Consider the following 20,620-nt stretch of genomic DNA (forward strand, 5'->3'; position numbering starts at 1 on the left):
TATCAGGCCAGCGCCTGCGCCAGCAGAGAGATGGGATGTTCGCAGCGTTTGCTGGTGGACATCTCAATCTGCCATTTGCAGGTTTCACAATCGGTCACCACCAGGTCGGCGCCGCTCTCCTCAATTTGCCGGAACAGCGGCGCGCCAATGGCCTGCGATGAGTCGTAGTTCTCCGACTTAAACCCGTAGGTGCCGGCAATGCCGCAGCATTGAGAGTCGAGCACCTCCAACTGCAGTCCGGGGATCAGCCGTAAGAGTTCAAGGGTATACAGCGACCAGCCCATTTTCTCCATATGACAGGGGGTGTGATAGACCACCTTCAGCGGCAGCGGTTTTAGCTGCAGAGGCCGCCCATCATCCAACTGACGCCAGATCCAGCGGGTTGCCAGCTCAATACGATCGCGAACGTCGCGGTTCTCAATATCGAGTACGTGCGGGTATTCATCGCGTAGGGTAAAGGTGCAGGTTGATGAGGTCGCAATAACAGGGAGGCTATTTTCCCGCATCGCGGTGACGTTGCTCTGCGCCTGCTTGCGCGCCCTGGCAAAAAAACCGTTGGCAATTAGCGGCACGCCGCAGCACTGCTCCTTACTGAATAACTGCACGCCGATGCCCATGGCGTTCAGCACCCGGATAAGATCTTTGCCCAGCTGTGGGTGGTTGTAGTTGACATAGCAGCCGTGAAAAAACGCCACCTGTTCGGCGTATTGCGCCTGCTGAGCAGACAGCTGACGATACGCGCGGCGAAAGGTGCCAAAGCCATATTTCGGCAGCGTACGGCGGTGATCGATTTTAAGCGCGGCGTCGAGGAGTCGCCGTACCGGCTTCAGCCCGGTGGTGGCGTTCACCAGCGGGGCAAACGGCGTGGAGAGGGTGCCCATCAGGTCGGTATGGCTGAGGATCGCATCGCGCAGCGTGGGCTTTTGCCGACCATACTCCATGCGCGCGCGCTGGATAATATCGCCGATTTTGACGTCTGAGGGGCAGGCGACTTCGCAGCGTTTGCAGTTAATGCAGTATTTTAACGCCTCGTCGTAGAGCGTGCCGTCTTTCAGGCGCAGGCGCTCGCCGTCCGGCCCGGCCTGTTTTGGCCCAGGGTAGCGCGGGTTAACCCGGCTGACCGGGCAGGCGGTGGTGCAAACGGTGCATTTAATGCAGTGTTCAAAACGCGTGTCGTTCATGACTCACCTCCGGCAAGCTCGCCGATTAACCTTGCGGCGTGCAGCGCGGTGACCGCGCAGACGCCGCCGCCGCATCCCAGCGCGATGGCATCAAAACCGCCGAGAATAGAACCTACGGCGAACAGATTCTCCAGCGTCTGCCCCTGAAGCTGCGGACGCAGGGCCGCATCGGTTTTCAGGCCGAAACGCTGCCAGGGCTGGGAAGCAAAAAAGTCCTGCTGATACCAGCGCTCGCGCGGTAGCGTCTGCTGCAGATCAAGGCCAAGAATAGGCTCGCGCACGCCGCTGCGTTCGGCGACCAGCCCATTGCTGAAAAAGCTGCCGCTGGCCAGCACCGCGAAGCGCGGGCGCAGCGGGATATCGCCGTGGTTGCGCGTCCAGATAGCGTTAACGATACCGTTCTGCTGGCTAATATTGATGACTTCGTCGCCGGTAAGCCAGGTGCCGCCGCCGCGGATAAAATGCCGCTGGAGCTGGGCGTGCATGCGCATCCCCGGCACCGACGGCGGCAGCGTAGGCAGCAGGCGCAGCGGGCAGGGAAGGCGCTGCTGTAGCCACTGATACAGACGATCGTCGGCGAGGCCGAAGCAGGCGGGCATGATAATGAAACGGTGCCGCTGCGCCAGCGGACGCAGCGCCGCCAGCAGCGCCGGCCACTGCGTTTCATCGTCCAGACGGCGGGCGATATTGGCGGCGCGAAATTCGGATGGGCTATCGCGCAGAACATCAAGGAGCGGTAAATCTATCTCCTGCGCTTCGGCGTGAACGCCATGCTGGTTCAGCGAGGCGGCGGCAAGATGCGGCTGGAAGTCGCCGAATCCGCTGATGCCGACCACGCAGACGCCGTTGGCGGGCAGCGGCGCGGTGGCAATCTCCTGCGGCGAAAGCCAGGCCGCGCGTAAGGTTCCCAGCGGCGTCACGCGCAGATGCGGCTGGCTGGCCTCACCCTGCATGGCGATACCGCAGTCGGCAAACAGAGCCTGCGCCTGGCTGGCGTAACCCATTACCCGTTCGACGCCGAGTCTGGCATAAGGATGCTCGGGAAGCTGGCGGGCCAGTTGGCCGATGCCGTGAGCAACATCGGTGACGGTTTCGCCATTCGGCAACGTCGAGAGCAGATCCAGCGAGGCGGAAGAGAAGTGCAGGGCGCTTTGGCCGCGGCTGATAATCACGCTGCGCAGGCCGCGCTGATTGAGCGCCAGCCCGCAGAGCAGCCCGGCAAGGCCGCCGCCGATAATGGCGCAATCAAACTTCATCCTGATGCTCCTTTTGTAATCCGCACAGGCCGAGATAGACCCAGCGGGTGAACTCGCTTTCGCGCAGCGCGTCTCCCCAGGCCACCGGCTGGACGCCTTTCCAGCGCTCGTTCAGAAATTCAGACAGCTGGGTAAGGGAGCGCGCGGAGGTGGTGACGTTAAAACGCGCGAGCAGCCCGGCGGCCCGGCAGGCGCACAGCTCGCCCTGACAGGTGCCCATGCCGACGCGGGTGCGCCGGCGCAGGTCGAGCAGGTTTTTCACCGCCAGATTTTCGACCGCGTACTGAACCTCGCCGGCGGTGACCGCTTCGCATTCGCAGACCAGGCTGCGGTGCTGGCGGCTATCGCCAAGCCAGGCGGGGGTACGATCGCCGTGGCGATAAATGGCCGACCCGCGCAGCGATGCTGGTAAAGCGATGATTTTGCGTAACGTGGTTTCCGTCGGCTCCTGCGAGCCGGGAAGCGGCGCATCGGCGGTTGTACAGGGGGCGGTATTGCCGAGCTTGCGGCATACCGCATCCGTAGCCCATTCCGCCATCAGGCGGTAGGTCATCAGCTTACCGCCGGTGATGGTGATAAAACCTTCCATGCCGTCGCGCTGGGCGTGGTCGAGCAGCACGATGCCGCGGCTGACGCTGCGTCCACTGGGATCGTCATCGCTGGCGACCAGCGGACGTACGCCGGAGTAGGCGCGCAGTATCCGGGTCCGCCCCATGATCGGCGCCAGCTTTTCCCCCTCGCGTAGTAGCGTATCGACTTCCCCGGCCGTCACCCGGTTGTCGTCAATTTCGTCATAGGGAATGTGCATCGAGGTGGTGCCAATCAACGAAATGGTATCGCCGGGTACCAGGATATCGGCGTCAGCCGGTTTGCGGCAGCGGTTGATAACCTGACGGTTAATGCGGTGGTCGAGGATCAGCAGCGATCCTTTTGCCGGAAACATCGCGATGCGCAGGTCGGCATACTCTGCGATACGCTGCCCCCAGATCCCGGCGGCGTTGACCACCACCTGCGCGCGCAGGCTGAGCGGTTCACGGCGCTGACGATCGTAGAGCGCTACCCCCTGGACGCGATCGCCCTCGCGCAGCAGGCCGGTGACTTCGCAGCCGGTGAGGATCGTGGCGCCATGTTCGCGGGCATCGAGCATATTCGCGGCGGTGAGGCGGAACGGATCGACGGTGCCGTCCGGTACCTGCACGGCGCCAAGCAGCGCGGGATTCACGGCAGGCTCCAGGCGCAGCGTTTCGGCGGGCGTCAGAGGCTGGGCTTCAATACCCGCCTGCTGGCAGGCGGTGATAAAGGTGTGCTGATACGCCGGGTCATCTTCCGGCAGGGTAATAAAGAGTCCGCTGGTGGGCTCAATGCAGTGGCGGGCGATACGGCGTAAGATGCGGTTTTCGCTGATGCACTCGCGCGCCGATTCGCTATCGGTGACCGCATAGCGCGCGCCGCTATGCAGCAGGCCGTGGTTACGCCCGGTCGCGCCGGTGGCGATATCGTAGCGCTCAACCAACGCCGTCTTCAGCCCGCGCAGCGCGCAGTCGCGCGCGATCCCGGCGCCGGTTGCGCCGCCGCCAATAATAATGACGTCGAAGTCTGAGTTGGCAGAATTCATTCTGTGCCCTCGATGTTCGTTTTACATCATTAAGGCACGTATTTATTTATTTTTGTTTGATATCGAGCATATTAGAACTTAAAACGAAAGTTTTATTGCCGTTTTGTGCAGCGGATCGTTTAAATTTTACCTTCTGTGACCAGTTGATGGAGGCACTCATTGAGTATCTGCAAGGGGCTGCCCGTCACTGGAGGGTGGTTGGCAATGAGAGAAATATGTCGATAAAAGGCTGGCTCCAGGGCCACGGAACGCAGCGGATGCTCCAGCGCTTTGAGCGTCAGTTCGGGGAGCAGCGCGATGCCCAGTCCCTGGCGGATAAAACTGATGGCCGTTGCCGGGTGGTTGAATTCATATTTAATCTCGGGCGTAATATTGTGCTCTTTAAATAACGTCATAATACTTAGCTCATAGCGGCCTGTACTGGTAATTAACGGCTCGCTGAAGAGCTCTTCAAGCTTTACGGAGTCGCGCTGTGCAAACGGGTGGTTTTCCGGAACCACGACGGTGAATTTATCTTTGTAGACCGGGAGGGAATACATATTGGGTACCGGAGAGTGGACAAAACCAATATCAATTTTATCCTGGCGCAGGGATTCAATAATTTCCGTACTGTTGGCTTCGTGGGGAATAATTTTAATCTGCGGGTAGTATGTTTCAAAATAGCGCACTACCTGCGGTAAAATGCAGGCGCAAATACTGGGGAAGCAGCCAATACGCAGTAATCGTAACGGCGACTGTTTTTCCTGCTCGGCGATTTCTTTCACCGCGTTGACCTCATGCGCCAGCCGTCGCAGATGGGAGACAATCCGTTCACCGACTGCCGTTAGCGTGATGGCCTTTCGCCGCTCGCGTACCAAAATCACGACCCCTAGCTCCTCTTCCAGTGCATTAATTGCCTGACTGACGGCTGATTGTGTCATGTACAGGCGTTTTCCCGCCTCGGTAAACCCGCCGCATTCAAGCACCATGAGTAGAGCGTTTATCTGTGTTAGCGTCATTAGTGATTTCTAATCAAAGCCATTAATAGGATTAATTTTACTAATGTTATGTATTTTCATATAATTTTTCAACAGGCTTAATCACAAAATCACGTACGCAATCATCTGTGTCGATAGTCTACTTATTCGTTAGATATCGATGATGAATGTGATGCTACGCGCCGTATAAACAAGGTGCTTATTGATGAAAGAGAAATTATGGACTAAGGATTTTTGGGCAATAACTATTATTAGTTTTATTATCTTCTTTGTTTTCTATGTGCAGCTAACGCTGCTCCCTATTTATATTGCCGATAATTTGCATGCCACCGCTGACAAAGCCGGGCTGCTGGTAACCTGTTTTCTGATCGCGGCGATTATTATTCGTCCGTTTGCCGGGCAGTGGGTAGGGAAATATTCGAATAAAACGGTTCTGATGCTTTCTTCTCTGGCCTTTTTGGTAGTGACTGCGTTATATCCGCTTTGCCATTCTATCGAAGCATTGCTATTTATTCGCGTGCTTCATGGGATCACTTTTGGGGTGATAACAACGGTGAAGGGAACGATTTCTGCGCGGTTAATACCGGCCTCCCGACGTGGAGAGGGCATCAGTTTTTTCTCATTAGCGATGGGGCTGGCGATGGTGGTGGGACCGTGGATCGGTCTGAATATGGCGCGGCATAGCGCGTATATTGAAGCGTTCTGGTTGTGCACCGGCGTCTCGATTGTCAGCATCGTGCTGGCGCTGATTGTGGCCGTGCCGCCGGTAATTCGCCATGCAGACGGTTCAAAACCGAAGCTGGGTTTTGCTGCTATGTTCGATCGCGCAGCCATGCCGTTTGCCCTGGTCACCTTCTTTATGACCTTTGCCTACGCTGGCGTTTCTGCTTTCCTTGCCCTGTATGCCCGCGAATTAGATCTAATGGCCGCCGCGAGTAATTTTCTGCTGTGCTATGCCATATTTCTGATGATCTGCCGTGCCTTCACCGGTAACGTCTGTGATAAAAAGGGGCCGAAGTATGTGGTTTATCCCTGCCTGCTCGCCTTCACTGTCGGCCTGGTGGTGCTGGGCTATACCCACGGCAGCATCACCATGGTTTTATCTGGTGCGCTGATCGGCATTGGCTACGGTTCCGTTACGCCAATATTCCAGACGCAGATCATCAGTTCGGTAGAGCCGCATAAAATCGGCGTGGCGAACTCACTGTTTTTTAATGCAATGGATGCGGGACTGGCGTTGGGCGCTTTCGTTATGGGCTTGATGGTGGATGGCGTGGGCTATCGTTCAATTTATCTGATGGGGGCGGTACTGGTGGTACTTGCCGGCGCGCTGTATATCCTACAGATGAAAAAACGCGGCGACGTTAAGCTGGTCTCCGCGCACGAAGTACATTAAGCATTACATCTCAATTTCGATATCGCCTTTCGCCCGGCAGCAGCAGGGCAAAATCTCTCCCGGCTGGACAAACGCCAGCGGCTCGGTGAGCCAGTCAACCTGGCCCGAAACCAGCCGTAGACGGCAGGAGCCGCAGTAGCCTTCGCGGCACTGATACTCCACGTCGATATTGTGCGATTCCAGAGCCGCCAGCAGGGAGGGATGTTCATCCTGACACTCAAGGCGAGTGTCAGAAATCTTCAAAAAAATGCGTTTCATCAGAGCTGGAAGTTGCTCAGATCGTCGGCGTCGACTTCGGAATCGATCTGCCCGACGAGATAGGAACTGACTTCCACTTCCTGCGGCGCCACCTGCACGTTATCGGACACCAGCCAGGTGTTGATCCACGGGATCGGGTTGGAGCGGGTCTGGAACGGCAGATCGAGACCCACCGCCTGCATGCGGATGTTGGTAATGTACTCAACGTACTGGCAGAGAATATCTTTGTTCAGGCCGATCATCGAGCCGTCGCGAAACAGATAATCCGCCCACTCTTTTTCCTGCTGCGCCGCCTGCACGAACAGGTCGTAGCACGCCTGTTTGCACTCTTCGGCGATTGAAGCCATCTCCGGATCGTCGACGCCGGAACGCAGCAGGTTCAGCATGTGCTGAGTACCGGTCAGGTGCAGCGCTTCATCGCGGGCGATCAGACGGATAATCTTGGCGTTACCTTCCATCAGCTTGCGCTCGGCAAAGGCGAAGGAGCAGGCGAAGCTGACGTAAAAACGGATGGCTTCCAGCGCGTTCACGCTCATCAGGCACAGGTAGAGTTTCTTTTTCAGCTCGCGCAGGTTCACGGTGATGGTTTTACCGTTCACGCTGTGGGTGCCTTCGCCCAGCAGATGCCAGTAGCTGGTCAGCTCAATCAATTCATCGTAATAGCTGGAAATCCCTTCCGCGCGTTTCTGAATCTGCTCGTTGGTGACGATATCGTCAAACACTATCGCCGGATCGTTAACGATATTGCGGATGATATGGGTGTAGGAGCGCGAGTGAATGGTCTCTGAGAACGCCCAGGTTTCAACCCAGGTTTCCAGCTCCGGAATTGAAATCAGCGGCAGCAGGGCGACGTTCGGGCTGCGTCCCTGGATCGAGTCGAGCAGCGTCTGATATTTCAGGTTGCTGATAAAAATGTGTTTTTCGTGTTCCGGCAGCGCCTGGTAGTCGATGCGGTCGCGGGAAACGTCAACTTCTTCCGGACGCCAGAAGAAGGAGAGCTGTTTTTCAATCAGCTTTTCGAAGATGTCATATTTTTGCTGATCGTAGCGGGCGACGTTCACCGGCTGACCAAAAAACATCGGCTCAAGCAGCTGATCGTTTTTGGTCTGAGAAAAAGTGGTATATGCCATGAGTGGGGATCCTGTCCTGGAATTACAAGCCGGGTGGCGCTTCGCTAACCCGGCCTACAATATACCGTAGGCCCGGCAAGCGACGCGCCGCCGGGCAATATTATCAAATCTTACATGCGCCGCTTTCGCAGCCGTCGTCCTGGATGGACGGCGCCAGATCGTCCTGGGCATCTTCCGCGCCATCGCGAGTGTTGTGATAGTACAGCGTTTTGACGCCGAACTTATAGGCGTTGAGCAAGTCTTTCAGCAATTGCTGCATCGGCACTTTACCTGACGGGAAGCGGGTCGGGTCGTAGTTGGTGTTGGCGGAAATCGACTGGTCGATAAACTTCTGCATAATACCGACCAGCTGCAAGTAACCGTCGTTGTTCGGCATTTCCCACAGCAGCTCGTAGCCGTTCTGCAGTTTTTCGTAATCCGGCACCACCTGGCGCAGGATCCCGTCTTTCGACGCTTTGATGCTGACGTGGCCGCGCGGCGGCTCAATGCCGTTGGTGGCGTTGGAGATCTGCGAAGAGGTCTCGGACGGCATCAGCGCGGAGAGCGTGGAGTTACGCAGGCCGTGCGTTTTGATCGATTCGCGCAACGCTTCCCAGTCGTAATGCAGGGATTCATTGACGATCGCATCCAGGTCTTTTTTATAGGTATCGATCGGCAGAATGCCTTTGGCATAGGTGGTTTCGTTAAACCACGGGCACGCGCCCTGCTCGATAGCCAGTTCGTTAGAGGCTTTCAGCAGGTAGTACTGAATCGCTTCGAACGTTTTATGCGTCAGGTTGTTGGCGCTGCCGTCGGAGTAGCGTTTACCGTGCTTCGCCAGATAGTAGGCAAAGTTGATTACGCCAATGCCCAGCGTACGACGGCCCATGGCGCCGCGTTTGGCTGCCGGGATCGGGTAGTCCTGATAATCCAGCAGGGCATCCAGCGCGCGAACCGCCAGCACCGCCAGTTCTTCCAGCTCATCAAGGCTATCGATAACGCCGAGGTTGAAAGCGGAGAGGGTGCACAGCGCAATTTCACCGTTTTCGTCGTTCACATCTTCCAGCGGCTTGGTCGGCAGGGCGATTTCCAGGCACAGGTTGGACTGGCGCACCGGCGCGACCACCGGGTCAAACGGGCTGTGGGTGTTGCAGTGGTCGACGTTCTGGATGTAGATACGGCCGGTGGAGGCGCGCTCCTGCATCATCAGCGAGAACAGCTCTACCGCTTTAATGCGCTGCTTGCGAATGCTGTCGTCCTGCTCGTATTTGGTGTACAGGCGCTCAAACTCGTCCTGATCGGCGAAGAACGCATCGTACAGGCCCGGGACGTCTGACGGGCTGAACAGGGTGATATCGCCGCCTTTCAGCAGACGGGTGTACATCAGCTTGTTGATCTGTACGCCGTAGTCCATGTGACGAACGCGGTTGGCATCGGTGCCACGGTTATTTTTCAGCACCAGCAGGCTTTCGACTTCCAGATGCCACATCGGGTAGAAGAGGGTCGCCGCACCGCCGCGCACGCCGCCCTGCGAGCAGGATTTCACTGCGGTCTGGAAGTGCTTATAGAACGGAATACAGCCGGTGTGGAACGCTTCACCGCCGCGAATCGGGCTACCCAGCGCGCGGATGCGACCGGCGTTGATGCCGATACCGGCGCGCTGAGAGACGTATTTAACAATGGCGCTGGAGGTGGCGTTAATCGAATCCAGGCTGTCGCCGCACTCGATCAGCACGCAGGAGCTGAACTGGCGGGTCGGGGTGCGCACGCCGGACATAATCGGCGTCGGCAGGGAGATTTTAAACGTCGACACCGCGTCATAGAAACGCTTGATGTAGTCCAGACGCGTCTCGCGCGGGTAGTTGGAGAACAGGCACGCGGCGACCAGAATGTACAGGAACTGGGCGCTTTCATAGATCTCGCCGGTGACGCGGTTCTGCACCAGATATTTGCCTTCGAGCTGCTTAACCGCCGCGTAGGAGAAGGTCATATCGCGATCGTGCTCGATGAACGAATCCATCTGCTTGAACTCTTCTTCCGTGTAGTCTTCCAGCAGATGAGTATCGTATTTGCCGTTTTTCACCATTTTCGACACGTGGTCGAACAGCGCTGGCGGCTCAAACTGGCCGTAGGCTTTTTTACGCAGGTGGAAAATCGCCAGGCGGGCGGCAAGATACTGGTAATCCGGCGCATCGCGGGAAATAAGGTCCGCGGCGGCTTTGATAATGGTTTCGTGAATGTCGGCGGTTTTGATGCCGTCATAGAACTGAATGTGGGAACGCAGTTCTACCTGGGAGATGGAAACGTTATTCAGTCCTTCTGCCGCCCAATCCAGCACGCGGTGGATTTTATCGAGATTGATGCGCTCGGTGCTACCGTCGCGCTTTGTCACCAGCAGACTCTGATTCATGTGGATTATACCTGTCCGTGAAAGAAAATATCCCCCACTTATCCACAGATCGCCGTTGTGACTAACTCTGTGGATAAATACTATATGTAGGGGGTTGTCGATAAAAGAAACGCTATATGGTGAGTATTCTAGTAAGGATTCTTTTGAGTACAAGAGTTGATTTTGAGGTTAAATTGAGGTTGCGGAAGGGTAATAATCGCCAAGTCCACGCCACATAAGGCCTGGAGAAGATGTCAATAAATCAGAAAAAAAAATGAAAATTTGATCGAGTGCTGATTTCTTCATCGGAAGAAAAAATCACGCGGCTTGATGCCGCGCAATCATCATAGGAAATACAGCTGACGTTATGCTTTTTTCGCCGTTGTATGCAACATATAGTTAACATCAACCCCTGGCGCCAGCTTGAAGGTATTGGTCAACGGATTGTAGTGGAGACCGGTAATATGCTGCTCTTTCAGAATAGTCTCATCAACCCAGCCGATCAGCTCCGCCGGTTTAATGAATTTCTTCACGTCATGGGTACCTTTTGGCACCATCTTCATAACGTATTCGGCGCCCACGACCGCCATCAGCCACGCTTTACCGTTACGGTTAATAGTCGAGAAGAAGACCTGGCCGCCGGGTTTGACCAGCCGCGCGCAGGCGTGGACCACCGACTGCGGGTCCGGGACGTGCTCCAGCATCTCCATGCAGGTGACGACGTCATACTGCCGGGCATGCTTCGCCGCGTGCTCTTCAACGGTTTCCTGGACGTATTCGACCTGAATACCGCTCTCCAGGGCATGCAGCCTGGCCACCTGTAGCGGTTCGAAACCCATATCCAGACCGGTCACCGTTGCGCCTTCTCGAGCCATGCTTTCAGCCAGAATGCCGCCGCCGCAGCCGACATCGAGCACCTTTTTGCCAAACAGGCCGCCGGAGCGCTCCGCGATATAGCCAAGACGTAGAGGGTTGATGCGATGTAACGGCTTGAATTCGCCTTCTAAATCCCACCAGCGCGAGGCGACGGCTTCAAATTTAGCGATTTCATTATGATCAACATTGTGGGCCACCGACGGTTTTTCGGCATTCATGGGCGCTTTTACTCCTGTTCAGTTCAGACCCGCGAGTATATCAGGCCTCAGGGATGAATAAACCGTCTATCCCTGTCGCCTTCCGCCGCGCGAAAATCATTGGGTATAGGTTTACCCGTATCACTACGGGTGTGTTATAATTTGCGACCTTTGAATCCGGGATACAGTAGAGGGATAGCGGTTAGATGAGCGACCTTGCGAGAGAAATTACACCGGTCAACATTGAGGAAGAGCTGAAGAGCTCGTATCTGGATTACGCGATGTCGGTCATTGTTGGCCGTGCGCTGCCGGATGTCCGAGATGGCCTGAAGCCGGTACACCGTCGCGTACTATACGCCATGAACGTATTGGGCAATGACTGGAACAAAGCCTATAAAAAATCTGCCCGTGTCGTTGGTGACGTAATCGGTAAATACCACCCTCATGGTGATACTGCCGTGTATGACACCATTGTACGTATGGCGCAGCCATTCTCCCTGCGTTACATGCTGGTAGATGGCCAGGGTAACTTCGGTTCTGTCGACGGCGACTCCGCCGCAGCGATGCGTTATACGGAAATCCGTATGTCGAAGATCGCCCATGAACTGATGGCCGACCTGGAAAAAGAGACGGTGGATTTCGTCGATAACTATGACGGCACGGAAAAGATCCCTGACGTTATGCCGACCAAAATCCCGAACCTGTTAGTCAACGGTTCGTCCGGTATCGCGGTAGGTATGGCGACCAACATTCCGCCGCACAACCTGACCGAAGTGATCAACGGCTGTCTGGCCTACGTTGAAAACGAAGACATCAGCATTGAAGGGCTGATGGAACATATTCCGGGCCCGGACTTCCCGACCGCCGCGATCATCAACGGTCGCCGCGGCATTGAAGAGGCCTATCGTACCGGTCGCGGTAAAGTGTACATTCGCGCCCGCGCGGAAGTGGAAGCTGACGCGAAAACCGGTCGCGAAACCATCATCGTGCATGAAATTCCGTATCAGGTGAACAAAGCGCGCCTGATTGAGAAAATCGCTGAGCTGGTCAAAGACAAACGCGTCGAAGGCATCAGCGCGCTGCGCGACGAGTCTGATAAAGACGGCATGCGTATCGTGATTGAAGTGAAGCGCGATGCGGTGGGTGAGGTGGTGCTGAACAACCTCTATTCGCAGACTCAGCTGCAGGTCTCCTTCGGTATCAACATGGTTGCCCTGCACCATGGTCAGCCGAAGATCATGAATCTGAAAGAAATTATTGCCGCGTTCGTGCGCCACCGCCGCGAAGTGGTGACCCGCCGTACGATTTTCGAACTGCGTAAAGCCCGCGATCGCGCGCACATCCTCGAAGCGCTGGCGATTGCCCTGGCCAACATCGATCCGATTATTGAGCTGATTCGCCGCGCGCCGACGCCGGCGGAAGCGAAAGCTGGCTTAATCGCCCGTTCCTGGGATCTGGGCAACGTTTCTGCGATGCTGGAACGCGCAGGCGATGACGCCGCGCGTCCGGAATGGCTGGAACCTGAATTCGGCGTGCGCGACGGCCAGTACTACCTGACCGAACAGCAGGCACAGGCGATTCTGGATCTGCGTTTGCAGAAACTGACCGGCCTTGAGCATGAAAAACTGCTCGACGAATACAAAGAGCTGCTGGAACAGATTGCGGAACTGCTGCATATTCTGGGCAGCGCCGATCGCCTGATGGAAGTTATCCGCGAAGAGCTGGAGCTGGTCCGTGAACAGTTCGGCGACGCGCGCCGTACCGAGATCACCGCTAACAGCGCCGATATCAACATCGAAGACCTGATCAACCAGGAAGATGTTGTCGTGACCCTTTCGCATCAGGGCTACGTGAAGTATCAGCCGTTAACCGACTACGAAGCGCAGCGTCGCGGCGGTAAAGGCAAATCTGCGGCGCGTATCAAAGAAGAAGACTTTATCGACCGTCTGCTGGTGGCCAACACCCACGACACGATCCTCTGCTTCTCCAGTCGCGGTCGTCTCTACTGGATGAAAGTGTATCAGCTGCCGGAAGCCAGCCGCGGCGCGCGCGGTCGTCCGATCGTCAACCTGCTGCCGCTGGAAGCCAACGAGCGCATCACCGCGATCCTGCCGGTCCGCGAATACGAAGAGGGCGTGAACGTCTTTATGGCCACCGCCAGCGGTACCGTGAAGAAAACGGCGCTGACCGAATTCAGCCGTCCGCGTTCCGCCGGTATTATCGCGGTTAACCTTAACGAAGGCGACGAACTGATAGGTGTCGATCTGACCTCCGGTCAGGACGAAGTCATGCTGTTCTCCGCCGCCGGTAAAGTGGTGCGCTTTAAAGAGGATGCCGTCCGCGCGATGGGCCGTACCGCCACCGGCGTGCGCGGCATCAAGCTGGCCGGCGAGGACAAGGTGGTCTCGCTGATCGTTCCGCGCGGCGAAGGCGCCATCCTGACCGTCACGCAGAACGGCTACGGTAAACGTACCGCGGCGGAAGAGTATCCCACCAAGTCGCGTGCGACCCAGGGCGTTATCTCTATCAAAGTCACCGAACGCAACGGTTCCGTTGTGGGCGCGGTGCAGGTAGATGACTGCGACCAGATTATGATGATCACCGATGCGGGCACGCTGGTACGAACCCGCGTTTCTGAAGTGAGCATTGTCGGTCGTAACACTCAGGGCGTGATTCTGATCCGCACCGCGGAAGATGAAAACGTGGTTGGCCTGCAGCGCGTTGCTGAGCCGGTTGATGACGAAGAGCTGGATGCCATCGACGGCAGCGCGGCGGAAGGCGATGAGGATATCGCGCCGGAAGCGGATACTGACGATGATATTGCCGAAGACGAAGAGTAATTCTCTGCGGTAATTGTTCTGAAAGGGTCGGGGCTATCCCCGACCCTTTTTGTTTTCCCGTTGCGGGACCGTTGTTTTATCGTTACCTTAACGCCATTCTGTTGAGCCCCTGACGGCCGAGCATCGCCACATTGAAATATCTAGCTTCTTTCCATAACACGTTAAAGGTTTCACGCTATCTGTTCAGAGCGCTGGCGGTACTGCTGTGGGTGCTGGTCGCTTTTGTGTCGGTGTTTTACATCGTCAACGCTTTGCACGATCGCGAATCGGAAATTCGCCAGGAATTTAACCTCAATGCCGATCAGGCGCAGCGCTATATCCAACGTACGGCCGACGTGATCAAAGAGCTGAAGTACGTTGCGGGCAACCGGCCGATGGACGGCGGCGAAGGCGGCGATATGCCGGTTCAGCGCGGCGATATCGCGATACCTAATTTTGAACCGCTCTACCCGGATTCCGACTGCGCGCTGATGAGTACGACCTGGCGTAATTCGCTACAGTCACTGGCGTGGTTTATGCGCTACTGGCGCGACAATTTCTCAACGGCCTACGACCTCAATCGTATTTTTTTGATTGGCAGCGACAATCTGTGTATGGCCAACTTCGGCCTGCGTGATATTCCGCTGGAGCGGGACCATGCGTTAAAAGTACTGCATCAGCGGATTGAGCAGTATCGCGACGCTCCGCAAAACGAGCGCGGTAACAATCTGTTCTGGATAAGCCAGGGCGTGCGTCCGGGCGTGGGCTATTTCTATGCGCTGACCCCAATCTATGTGGCGAATCGCCTGCAGGCGATGCTCGGCGTTGAGCAAACCATCCGTATGGAAAGCTTCTTTACCCCCGGCAGTCTGCCGATGAACGTCACTATCCTCGACGATAACGGTCAGTCGCTGATTTCGCTTGCCGGGTCGGACAGCAATATTAAACCGGATGCGAAGTGGATGCAGGAGCGTCTGTGGTTCGGCTATACCGCCGGTTTTCGCGAGCTGGCGATGAAAAAAAACCTGCCGCCATCATCCCTGAGCATTGTCTATTCGGTGCCGGTGGATCAGGTGCTGGAACGCATCCGGATGCTGATACTGAACGCCGTGGTGCTCAATCTGCTGACCGGCGTCCTCCTTTTTGTCCTCGCCCGCATGTATGAACGGCGGATTTTTATTCCGGCAGAAAATGACGCCCAGCGGCTGGAAGAGCATGAGCAGTTCAACCGAAAAATTGTTGCCTCCGCGCCGGTGGGGATCTGTATTTTACGTACGCTCGACGGCACCAACATCCTGAGTAACGAGCTGGCGCATAACTATCTCAACATGTTAACCCACGAGGACAGGCAGCGGCTGACGCAAATTATCTGCGGCCAGCAGGTGAACTTTGTCGATGTGCTGACCAGCAATAACACCAACCTGCAAATCAGCTTTGTCCACTCGCGCTATCGTAATGAGAATGTGGCGATTTGCGTGCTGGTGGATGTCTCGGCGCGCGTCAAAATGGAGGAGTCGCTGCAGGAGATGGCCCAGGCCGCAGAGCAGGCCAGCCAGTCGAAATCAATGTTCCTCGCCACCGTTAGTCACGAACTGCGCACGCCGCTGTACGGAATTATCGGTAACCTTGATTTATTGCAGACCAAAGAGCTGCCGAAGGGCGTCGATCGCCTGGTGACGGCGATGAACAACTCTTCCAGCCTGCTGTTGAAAATTATTAGCGATATCCTCGACTTCTCAAAAATTGAGTCCGAGCAGCTCAAAATTGAGCCGCGGGAGTTTTCGCCGCGCGAGGTCATGAACCATATTTCCGCCAACTATCTGCCGCTGGTGGTGCGTAAGCAGCTGGGGCTGTACTGCTTTATTGAGCCTGACGTACCGCAGCTGATGTCCGGCGATCCCATGCGCCTGCAGCAGGTTATTTCCAACCTGCTAAGTAATGCGATTAAGTTTACCGATACCGGCTGCATTATTCTGCACGTGGAACGGGCGGGCGACTATCTGCAAATCAGCGTCAGAGATACTGGGGAAGGGATCCCGGCGAAAGAGGTGGTACGCCTGTTCGATCCGTTCTTCCAGGTCGGCACCGGCGTGCAGCGCAACTTCCAGGGGACGGGACTCGGTCTGGCGATCTGTGAAAAGCTTATCAGCATGATGGATGGCGATATTGCCGTTGAAACCGAGCCCGGGATGGGCAGCCGGTTCACCATTCGTATCCCACTGTATGGCGTACAAAATACGCCGCCGCTGCTGATTGACGGCCTGGCTGAAAAATGTTGCTGGCTGGCGATTGATAATAGCTCGCTGGCGCTGTTCGTCGAGCAGTTGCTGAATTACCACGGTATCCCGGTCCGCCGCTATGCGGGGCAAGCGCCGGGAGCGGAAGATATTTTATTGACCGATAGCGAGGCGCGTGAAGCCTGGCCCGGCGGCGCGATGGTGATCTTCTGTCGACGCCATATCGGTATTCCGCAGGAGCGGGCGCCCGGCGAATGGCTGCATAGCGTGGCCACGCCGCATGAACTGCTGCCGCTGCTGGGACGCATCTTCCATATCGCCGTGGCCAGCGCGGAAAACGGGCCCGCGCTATCCGCGGCGGATGCGCAAACCACCAGCAATGATGACATGATGATCCTGGTGGTGGACGATCATCCCATTAACCGACGTCTGCTGGCCGATCAGCTGGGATCGCTGGGCTATCAGTGCGTAACGGCAAATGATGGGGTCGATGCGCTGAATGTTCTGAGCAAGCAGCATATTGATATCGTGCTTAGCGACGTCAACATGCCGAATATGGATGGCTATCGCCTGACCCAGCGCATACGCCAGCTGGGACTCACGCTGCCGGTGATCGGGGTCACCGCCAACGCCCTGGCGGAAGAGAAGCAGCGCTGCCTGGAGTCGGGGATGGACAGCTGCCTTTCTAAGCCGGTGACTCTGGATATTATCAAGCAAACCCTGACGGTCTACGCCGCACGGGTACGTAAGGGAAGGGAGTAAGGCAGTTTCCCGGATAGCGCAGCGCTATCCGGGAAGGAAGACGTTAGTCTTTGTCCGTGGAGCTCAGGGAAACGGAAGAGAGGTAGTTCAGCAGGGCAATGTCGTTTTCCACGCCGAGCTTCATCATTGCCGATTTTTTCTGGCTACTGATGGTTTTGATACTGCGGTTGAGCTTTTTGGCAATCTCGGTGACCAGGAAGCCTTCGGCGAACAGACGCAGTACTTCACTCTCTTTAGGCGACAAACGTTTGTCGCCGTAACCGCCGGCGCTGATTTTTTCCAGCAGGCGCGAAACGCTTTCCGGGGTGAATTTTTTGCCTTTTTGCAGCGCGGCCAGCGCTTTAGGCAGATCGGTTGGCGCACCCTGTTTCAGGACGATCCCTTCGATGTCCAGATCCAGCACCGCGCTCAGGATCGCCGGGTTGTTATTCATTGTCAGGACAATGATGGACAGATCCGGGAAATGACGCTTGATGTATTTGATAAGCGTAATGCCATCGCCGTATTTATCACCGGGCATGGATAAATCGGTAATCAGGACGTGTGCGTCCAGCTTTGGCAGATTGTTGATTAAGGCCGTGGAGTCTTCAAACTCGCCAACAACGTTCACCCACTCAATTTGTTCAAGTGACTTACGAATACCGAACAGTACGATCGGATGGTCATCGGCAATAATTACGTTCATATTGTTCATGTATTAGGCTACCTTGCTACAGCAAGCTCTTGACGTAAACGTCAATGTCGCTGATATATTTTTCTATGCCTTGCGCATCTTTTTCACGAATCAGATGCTCAAGCGTTTCACATAACTGCTTGCCGGGTACCAGATTTAGCATAGCAAACGCCCCTTTGAGGCGGTGAGCGGTCTGCGCCAGCGCGGCGAAATCGCCTGTTGCCCGTTCATTATACAGCCTCTTAACATCATCTGGTACCGTGTCAGCAAACAGCGTGTAATAGCCGCTGGCATGCAGTTCGGCGTTACTTTCGCTACAGGCAGAGGAAGGGTGCTCCTCTTCCTCTGCAAGCTGCTGCTCAATCAGCTGGAGAATAGCTTCCTGCATCGCAGCGCTGATATTAAAATTCACGCGGAGCTGACCAGGACCAATCTTATGAACCCGGACCTCATCATCGCTTAAAAGCAAGCCCGAAGCAGTAAGATTAGACGGATTATCCGTTAAAAAGAGATCATATTGTTGACTTGTGATTCTGTCATCCGGCGTGATGCAGGTGGCCCCCCAGCTTTCAAGCTGGCGGGTGACGATACGGCGGACTTCATTGGCCGTCACATCAAGCAGTATCACGACCTCATCGAGCAGATGTTCCCCTGAATCACTCTCCTCTGCGCTGGCGGCCATTTTTAGATGCAGGGAGTAGCGGGTGCCCAGCGACTCGCGCGCTTTGATATTGAGCTGCCCGCCTAGCTTGCGGGTCAGGCGATCGCAGAGCCAGAAGGTGAGGGCATTGGCTTTACCGTAAAGGTCTGCCTGCGTCTCGTTGAGGAACGGGAAGTGCATATTGTCGATTTCGTTCGCCGAAACGCCGTTGCCGGTATCCAGAATACGGAAGGTCAGGCGGTCATCCGCTGATTCATCTTTACTCACTTCCAGGGTGATTTTGCCAATAGGCGTGGTGGTAACCGAGTATCGGATGAGCAGTAAAAGGGTGCGGCGCAGGGCGTCGCGATCGCCGTAGCGTTGCTCATTGGCCGGCAGCGCGTTGTTAATCAGCAGTTGAAGACCTTTACGTTTGATGATGGGCAGGACTTCAGGCACCACTTCATCTATCAATTCCTGAATGGAGAACAGACCCTGTGCGCTCTTCCAGCTATCGCTCTCCAGCAGGTTTGCCAGCTGTATTTCATCGACCAGCTGGACCAGTTCATCCGCATGCTGGGCCAGCTTGCGGCTTTCGGCTATGCCGAGCGCCGCGGCTTCTTCCGCCAGCGTTTGCGCCGGCTGCTTCAGCGCCGTACCGATATGCTGCATAAAAGCAGTGCGGCCCAGCTGGTTTTTCTCATACAGGCGCTGGGCCTGCTTGAGCTTCTTATTCACCAGCACTTCACGGTCCTGATCGCGAATAATAAAGATTTGCGTACGCGGCGAAACCTGACTGCGGAACTGACGGATTTCATACAGTTCATTGTTCACCGTCGCTTGAATTACGCCCTGATGCTGATCGGCCATGTTAATGATGTTTTGCAGGTTCAGATGTGGCAGCAGATGATCGGCAATCGGATTGCTTATCACCGTACGGTTAGCGTCCTGATCGTGCACCAGCAGCCCTAGCGGCAGCAGGGAAACAATCTCTTCGTGAATGGCGCGCTGGGCGCGCAGCTCATTATTGGCTGCCGAAGAGACCGCCGTTCCCACGATGCTTTTGCGGCCGCTGTAGTGACGGAAGGTGGTAAATCCGAACAGCGCCAGCGCCAGCAGACCAATGTTCAGCAACAGCGGCAGTAAGATACTCTGCAAGGACTCCAGAATCAGCTCGCTAAAGGGGACCATCCAGACCAGACGCATACCGGTGGTATTAATGGTGGTGAGAATTTCAATCTGCGGGCCGTTAAAGTTAATGCTGACGATGCCGGCGGCTTCTTTATCCGGATTGCTGTTGACGCTTTGCGACGGATCGGGCTCCAGCCGGAAGCTCTCCAGCGACATACTGGGAGGAATGAGATCGTTAATGGGCAGATCGAAGGCGACAACGGTCGCCAGGTGACCGGGCTGGTTGAATGTCGTGCGTAAAGTAAAGTAGTAGCCGTTTTGCCAGGCAAGGTGGCGCAGCGACGAAAAGGTCTCGCGTTCATCTAAGGTGTTGGCCTGAAGCAGCATTTCTGCCCGTCGTGATTCGACGACGCTGCTGATGGTCGACTCTTTGAAGCTGGAAGAGAGATCTTTTAAGGGCAGCGTTGAAACCAGAATCAGGCTGTTATCAAGCCCGTTCAGGTAATACATCGACCAGGGAATCGTCTCGGCGCCCCACAGGATATCGAGATAGTTGGAGATCTTTTGCGTCATTTCCAGCGTTGAGCCGTCATGCGAGCCAAAAATCAGCGCTTCCGTTTTGCGCCGGGGTTTCTCCAGGTAGTAAACATCCTGTTTTAATCGCGTTTCCTGGAGCCCTGTCTCTGAGGCTGAACTGGACGAGGTCGCGGCGATATTGTCATAAATCTGCCAGGTGGCGTAGCGCCAGGTATCGATGCGTTTATGTAAGTCGTAGCTGACATCGACCACCTGGTAGCTTTTGTCTTTTAGCCAGGTGTTAACGGCGCTTTGGATCATGACCCCCATCGTCGCCAGCAGGACAATGACCATGAGAATAAAGAAGCGAGTAATGTTGCCGGGTATCAGGGAAAATTTTTTCGGGGTCATCGTGTGAGAGTACGACTCATCAGTGTGTGTAAACGGACTGTTGCACCAAGTTAACCGGGGGCAGCGCAGATGCTACGAACAGTATAAAGGTTAACGTGCAAAATCCATACATCTGAATACCCTACAATGACTTTTTTGCCTTGAGATTTATCTCAAACCAATAAGGCGTACAAAGAT

Annotated in this window: 13 protein-coding genes; 3 read left to right on the forward strand and 10 right to left on the reverse strand. The window is 55.7% G+C overall.

Features of this window, described 5'->3' with window-relative positions; all coding sequences use genetic code 11:
- Window positions 1-2: 2 nt before the first annotated feature.
- The 4 genes from glpC to ACE3MN_RS07890 all read right to left on the reverse strand — a co-directional run bounded on the left by glpC (window position 3) and on the right by ACE3MN_RS07890 (window position 5,050).
- Window positions 3-1,181 carry an anaerobic glycerol-3-phosphate dehydrogenase subunit GlpC gene (gene glpC, locus ACE3MN_RS07875; protein ID WP_024359240.1) on the reverse strand — a complete coding sequence of 393 codons (1,179 nt, stop codon included), beginning with the start codon at window positions 1,179-1,181 and terminating at the stop codon, window positions 3-5.
- A complete protein-coding gene (gene glpB / locus ACE3MN_RS07880) occupies window positions 1,178-2,437 on the reverse strand; it encodes a glycerol-3-phosphate dehydrogenase subunit GlpB (RefSeq protein ID WP_102649896.1) in 1,260 nt (419 codons plus the stop codon). Before glpB ends, glpC begins: the two co-directional genes overlap by 4 nt.
- The gene (gene glpA, locus ACE3MN_RS07885) at window positions 2,427-4,052 is read right to left on the reverse strand and encodes an anaerobic glycerol-3-phosphate dehydrogenase subunit A (protein ID WP_102649895.1); all 1,626 of its coding nucleotides are present in this window, start codon (window positions 4,050-4,052) and stop codon (window positions 2,427-2,429) included. The genes glpB and glpA overlap by 11 nt, the downstream gene beginning before the upstream one ends.
- 119 nt (window positions 4,053-4,171) lie before the next feature.
- Entirely contained in the window at window positions 4,172-5,050 is an 879-nt protein-coding gene (locus ACE3MN_RS07890) for a LysR family transcriptional regulator (protein WP_024359237.1), read from the reverse strand.
- 184 nt (window positions 5,051-5,234) lie between these two features.
- Between ACE3MN_RS07890 and ACE3MN_RS07895 the strand changes: the two genes are divergently transcribed.
- The gene (locus tag ACE3MN_RS07895) at window positions 5,235-6,425 is read left to right on the forward strand and encodes an MFS transporter (RefSeq protein ID WP_049131221.1); all 1,191 of its coding nucleotides are present in this window, start codon (window positions 5,235-5,237) and stop codon (window positions 6,423-6,425) included.
- A gap of 3 nt (window positions 6,426-6,428) precedes the next feature.
- Here ACE3MN_RS07895 and yfaE read toward each other — a convergent pair whose 3' ends face one another.
- The 4 genes from yfaE to ubiG form a co-directional block, all read right to left on the reverse strand.
- Complete coding sequence (yfaE, locus tag ACE3MN_RS07900) at window positions 6,429-6,683, reverse strand: class I ribonucleotide reductase maintenance protein YfaE (RefSeq protein WP_004104002.1); 255 nt, start codon at window positions 6,681-6,683, stop codon at window positions 6,429-6,431.
- The gene (gene nrdB, locus ACE3MN_RS07905) at window positions 6,683-7,813 is read right to left on the reverse strand and encodes a class Ia ribonucleoside-diphosphate reductase subunit beta (RefSeq protein ID WP_154954855.1); all 1,131 of its coding nucleotides are present in this window, start codon (window positions 7,811-7,813) and stop codon (window positions 6,683-6,685) included. The genes yfaE and nrdB overlap by 1 nt, the downstream gene beginning before the upstream one ends.
- Before the next feature lie 103 nt (window positions 7,814-7,916).
- Window positions 7,917-10,202, reverse strand: a complete 2,286-nt coding sequence (nrdA, locus tag ACE3MN_RS07910) for a class 1a ribonucleoside-diphosphate reductase subunit alpha (RefSeq protein WP_004123055.1) — start codon at window positions 10,200-10,202, stop codon at window positions 7,917-7,919.
- A 344-nt stretch (window positions 10,203-10,546) separates the two neighbouring features.
- Entirely contained in the window at window positions 10,547-11,275 is a 729-nt protein-coding gene (gene ubiG / locus ACE3MN_RS07915) for a bifunctional 2-polyprenyl-6-hydroxyphenol methylase/3-demethylubiquinol 3-O-methyltransferase UbiG (RefSeq protein WP_024359235.1), read from the reverse strand.
- A 185-nt stretch (window positions 11,276-11,460) separates the two neighbouring features.
- Here ubiG and gyrA point away from each other — a divergent pair, with 185 nt between their 5' ends.
- The gene (gene gyrA, locus ACE3MN_RS07920; RefSeq protein ID WP_004123050.1) at window positions 11,461-14,094 is read left to right on the forward strand and encodes a DNA topoisomerase (ATP-hydrolyzing) subunit A; all 2,634 of its coding nucleotides are present in this window, start codon (window positions 11,461-11,463) and stop codon (window positions 14,092-14,094) included.
- 131 nt (window positions 14,095-14,225) lie between these two features.
- Entirely contained in the window at window positions 14,226-17,072 is a 2,847-nt protein-coding gene (gene rcsC, locus ACE3MN_RS07925; RefSeq protein WP_102649894.1) for a two-component system sensor histidine kinase RcsC, read from the forward strand.
- A 43-nt stretch (window positions 17,073-17,115) separates the two neighbouring features.
- On the opposite strand, the gene rcsB is transcribed toward rcsC, so the two are convergent.
- Both rcsB and rcsD read right to left on the reverse strand, forming a co-directional pair.
- Window positions 17,116-17,766: a response regulator transcription factor RcsB gene (gene rcsB / locus ACE3MN_RS07930; protein ID WP_004103995.1), complete on the reverse strand. Its 651-nt coding sequence runs from the start codon at window positions 17,764-17,766 to the stop codon at window positions 17,116-17,118.
- A gap of 16 nt (window positions 17,767-17,782) precedes the next feature.
- Window positions 17,783-20,443: a phosphotransferase RcsD gene (gene rcsD, locus ACE3MN_RS07935; protein ID WP_375364329.1), complete on the reverse strand. Its 2,661-nt coding sequence runs from the start codon at window positions 20,441-20,443 to the stop codon at window positions 17,783-17,785.
- Between the last annotated feature and the right edge of the window lie 177 nt (window positions 20,444-20,620).

The organism is Klebsiella grimontii, from assembly GCF_042137965.1.
Lineage (GTDB): Bacteria > Pseudomonadota > Gammaproteobacteria > Enterobacterales > Enterobacteriaceae > Klebsiella > Klebsiella grimontii.

Excerpts from the sequence above, each read along its gene's own strand:
- ACE3MN_RS07890 (WP_024359237.1), bottom strand. The coding sequence starts at position 5,050 with ATGACGCTAACACAGATAAACGCTCTACTCATGGTGCTTGAATGCGGC.
- ACE3MN_RS07895 (WP_049131221.1), top strand. The coding sequence starts at position 5,235 with ATGAAAGAGAAATTATGGACTAAGGATTTTTGGGCAATAACTATTATT.
- nrdB (WP_154954855.1), bottom strand. The coding sequence starts at position 7,813 with ATGGCATATACCACTTTTTCTCAGACCAAAAACGATCAGCTGCTTGAG.
- glpB (WP_102649896.1), bottom strand. The coding sequence starts at position 2,437 with ATGAAGTTTGATTGCGCCATTATCGGCGGCGGCCTTGCCGGGCTGCTC.
- glpC (WP_024359240.1), bottom strand. The coding sequence starts at position 1,181 with ATGAACGACACGCGTTTTGAACACTGCATTAAATGCACCGTTTGCACC.
- rcsB (WP_004103995.1), bottom strand. The coding sequence starts at position 17,766 with ATGAACAATATGAACGTAATTATTGCCGATGACCATCCGATCGTACTG.
- ubiG (WP_024359235.1), bottom strand. The coding sequence starts at position 11,275 with ATGAATGCCGAAAAACCGTCGGTGGCCCACAATGTTGATCATAATGAA.
- gyrA (WP_004123050.1), top strand. The coding sequence starts at position 11,461 with ATGAGCGACCTTGCGAGAGAAATTACACCGGTCAACATTGAGGAAGAG.
- nrdA (WP_004123055.1), bottom strand. The coding sequence starts at position 10,202 with ATGAATCAGAGTCTGCTGGTGACAAAGCGCGACGGTAGCACCGAGCGC.
- yfaE (WP_004104002.1), bottom strand. The coding sequence starts at position 6,683 with ATGAAACGCATTTTTTTGAAGATTTCTGACACTCGCCTTGAGTGTCAG.
- glpA (WP_102649895.1), bottom strand. The coding sequence starts at position 4,052 with ATGAATTCTGCCAACTCAGACTTCGACGTCATTATTATTGGCGGCGGC.
- rcsD (WP_375364329.1), bottom strand. The coding sequence starts at position 20,443 with ATGACCCCGAAAAAATTTTCCCTGATACCCGGCAACATTACTCGCTTC.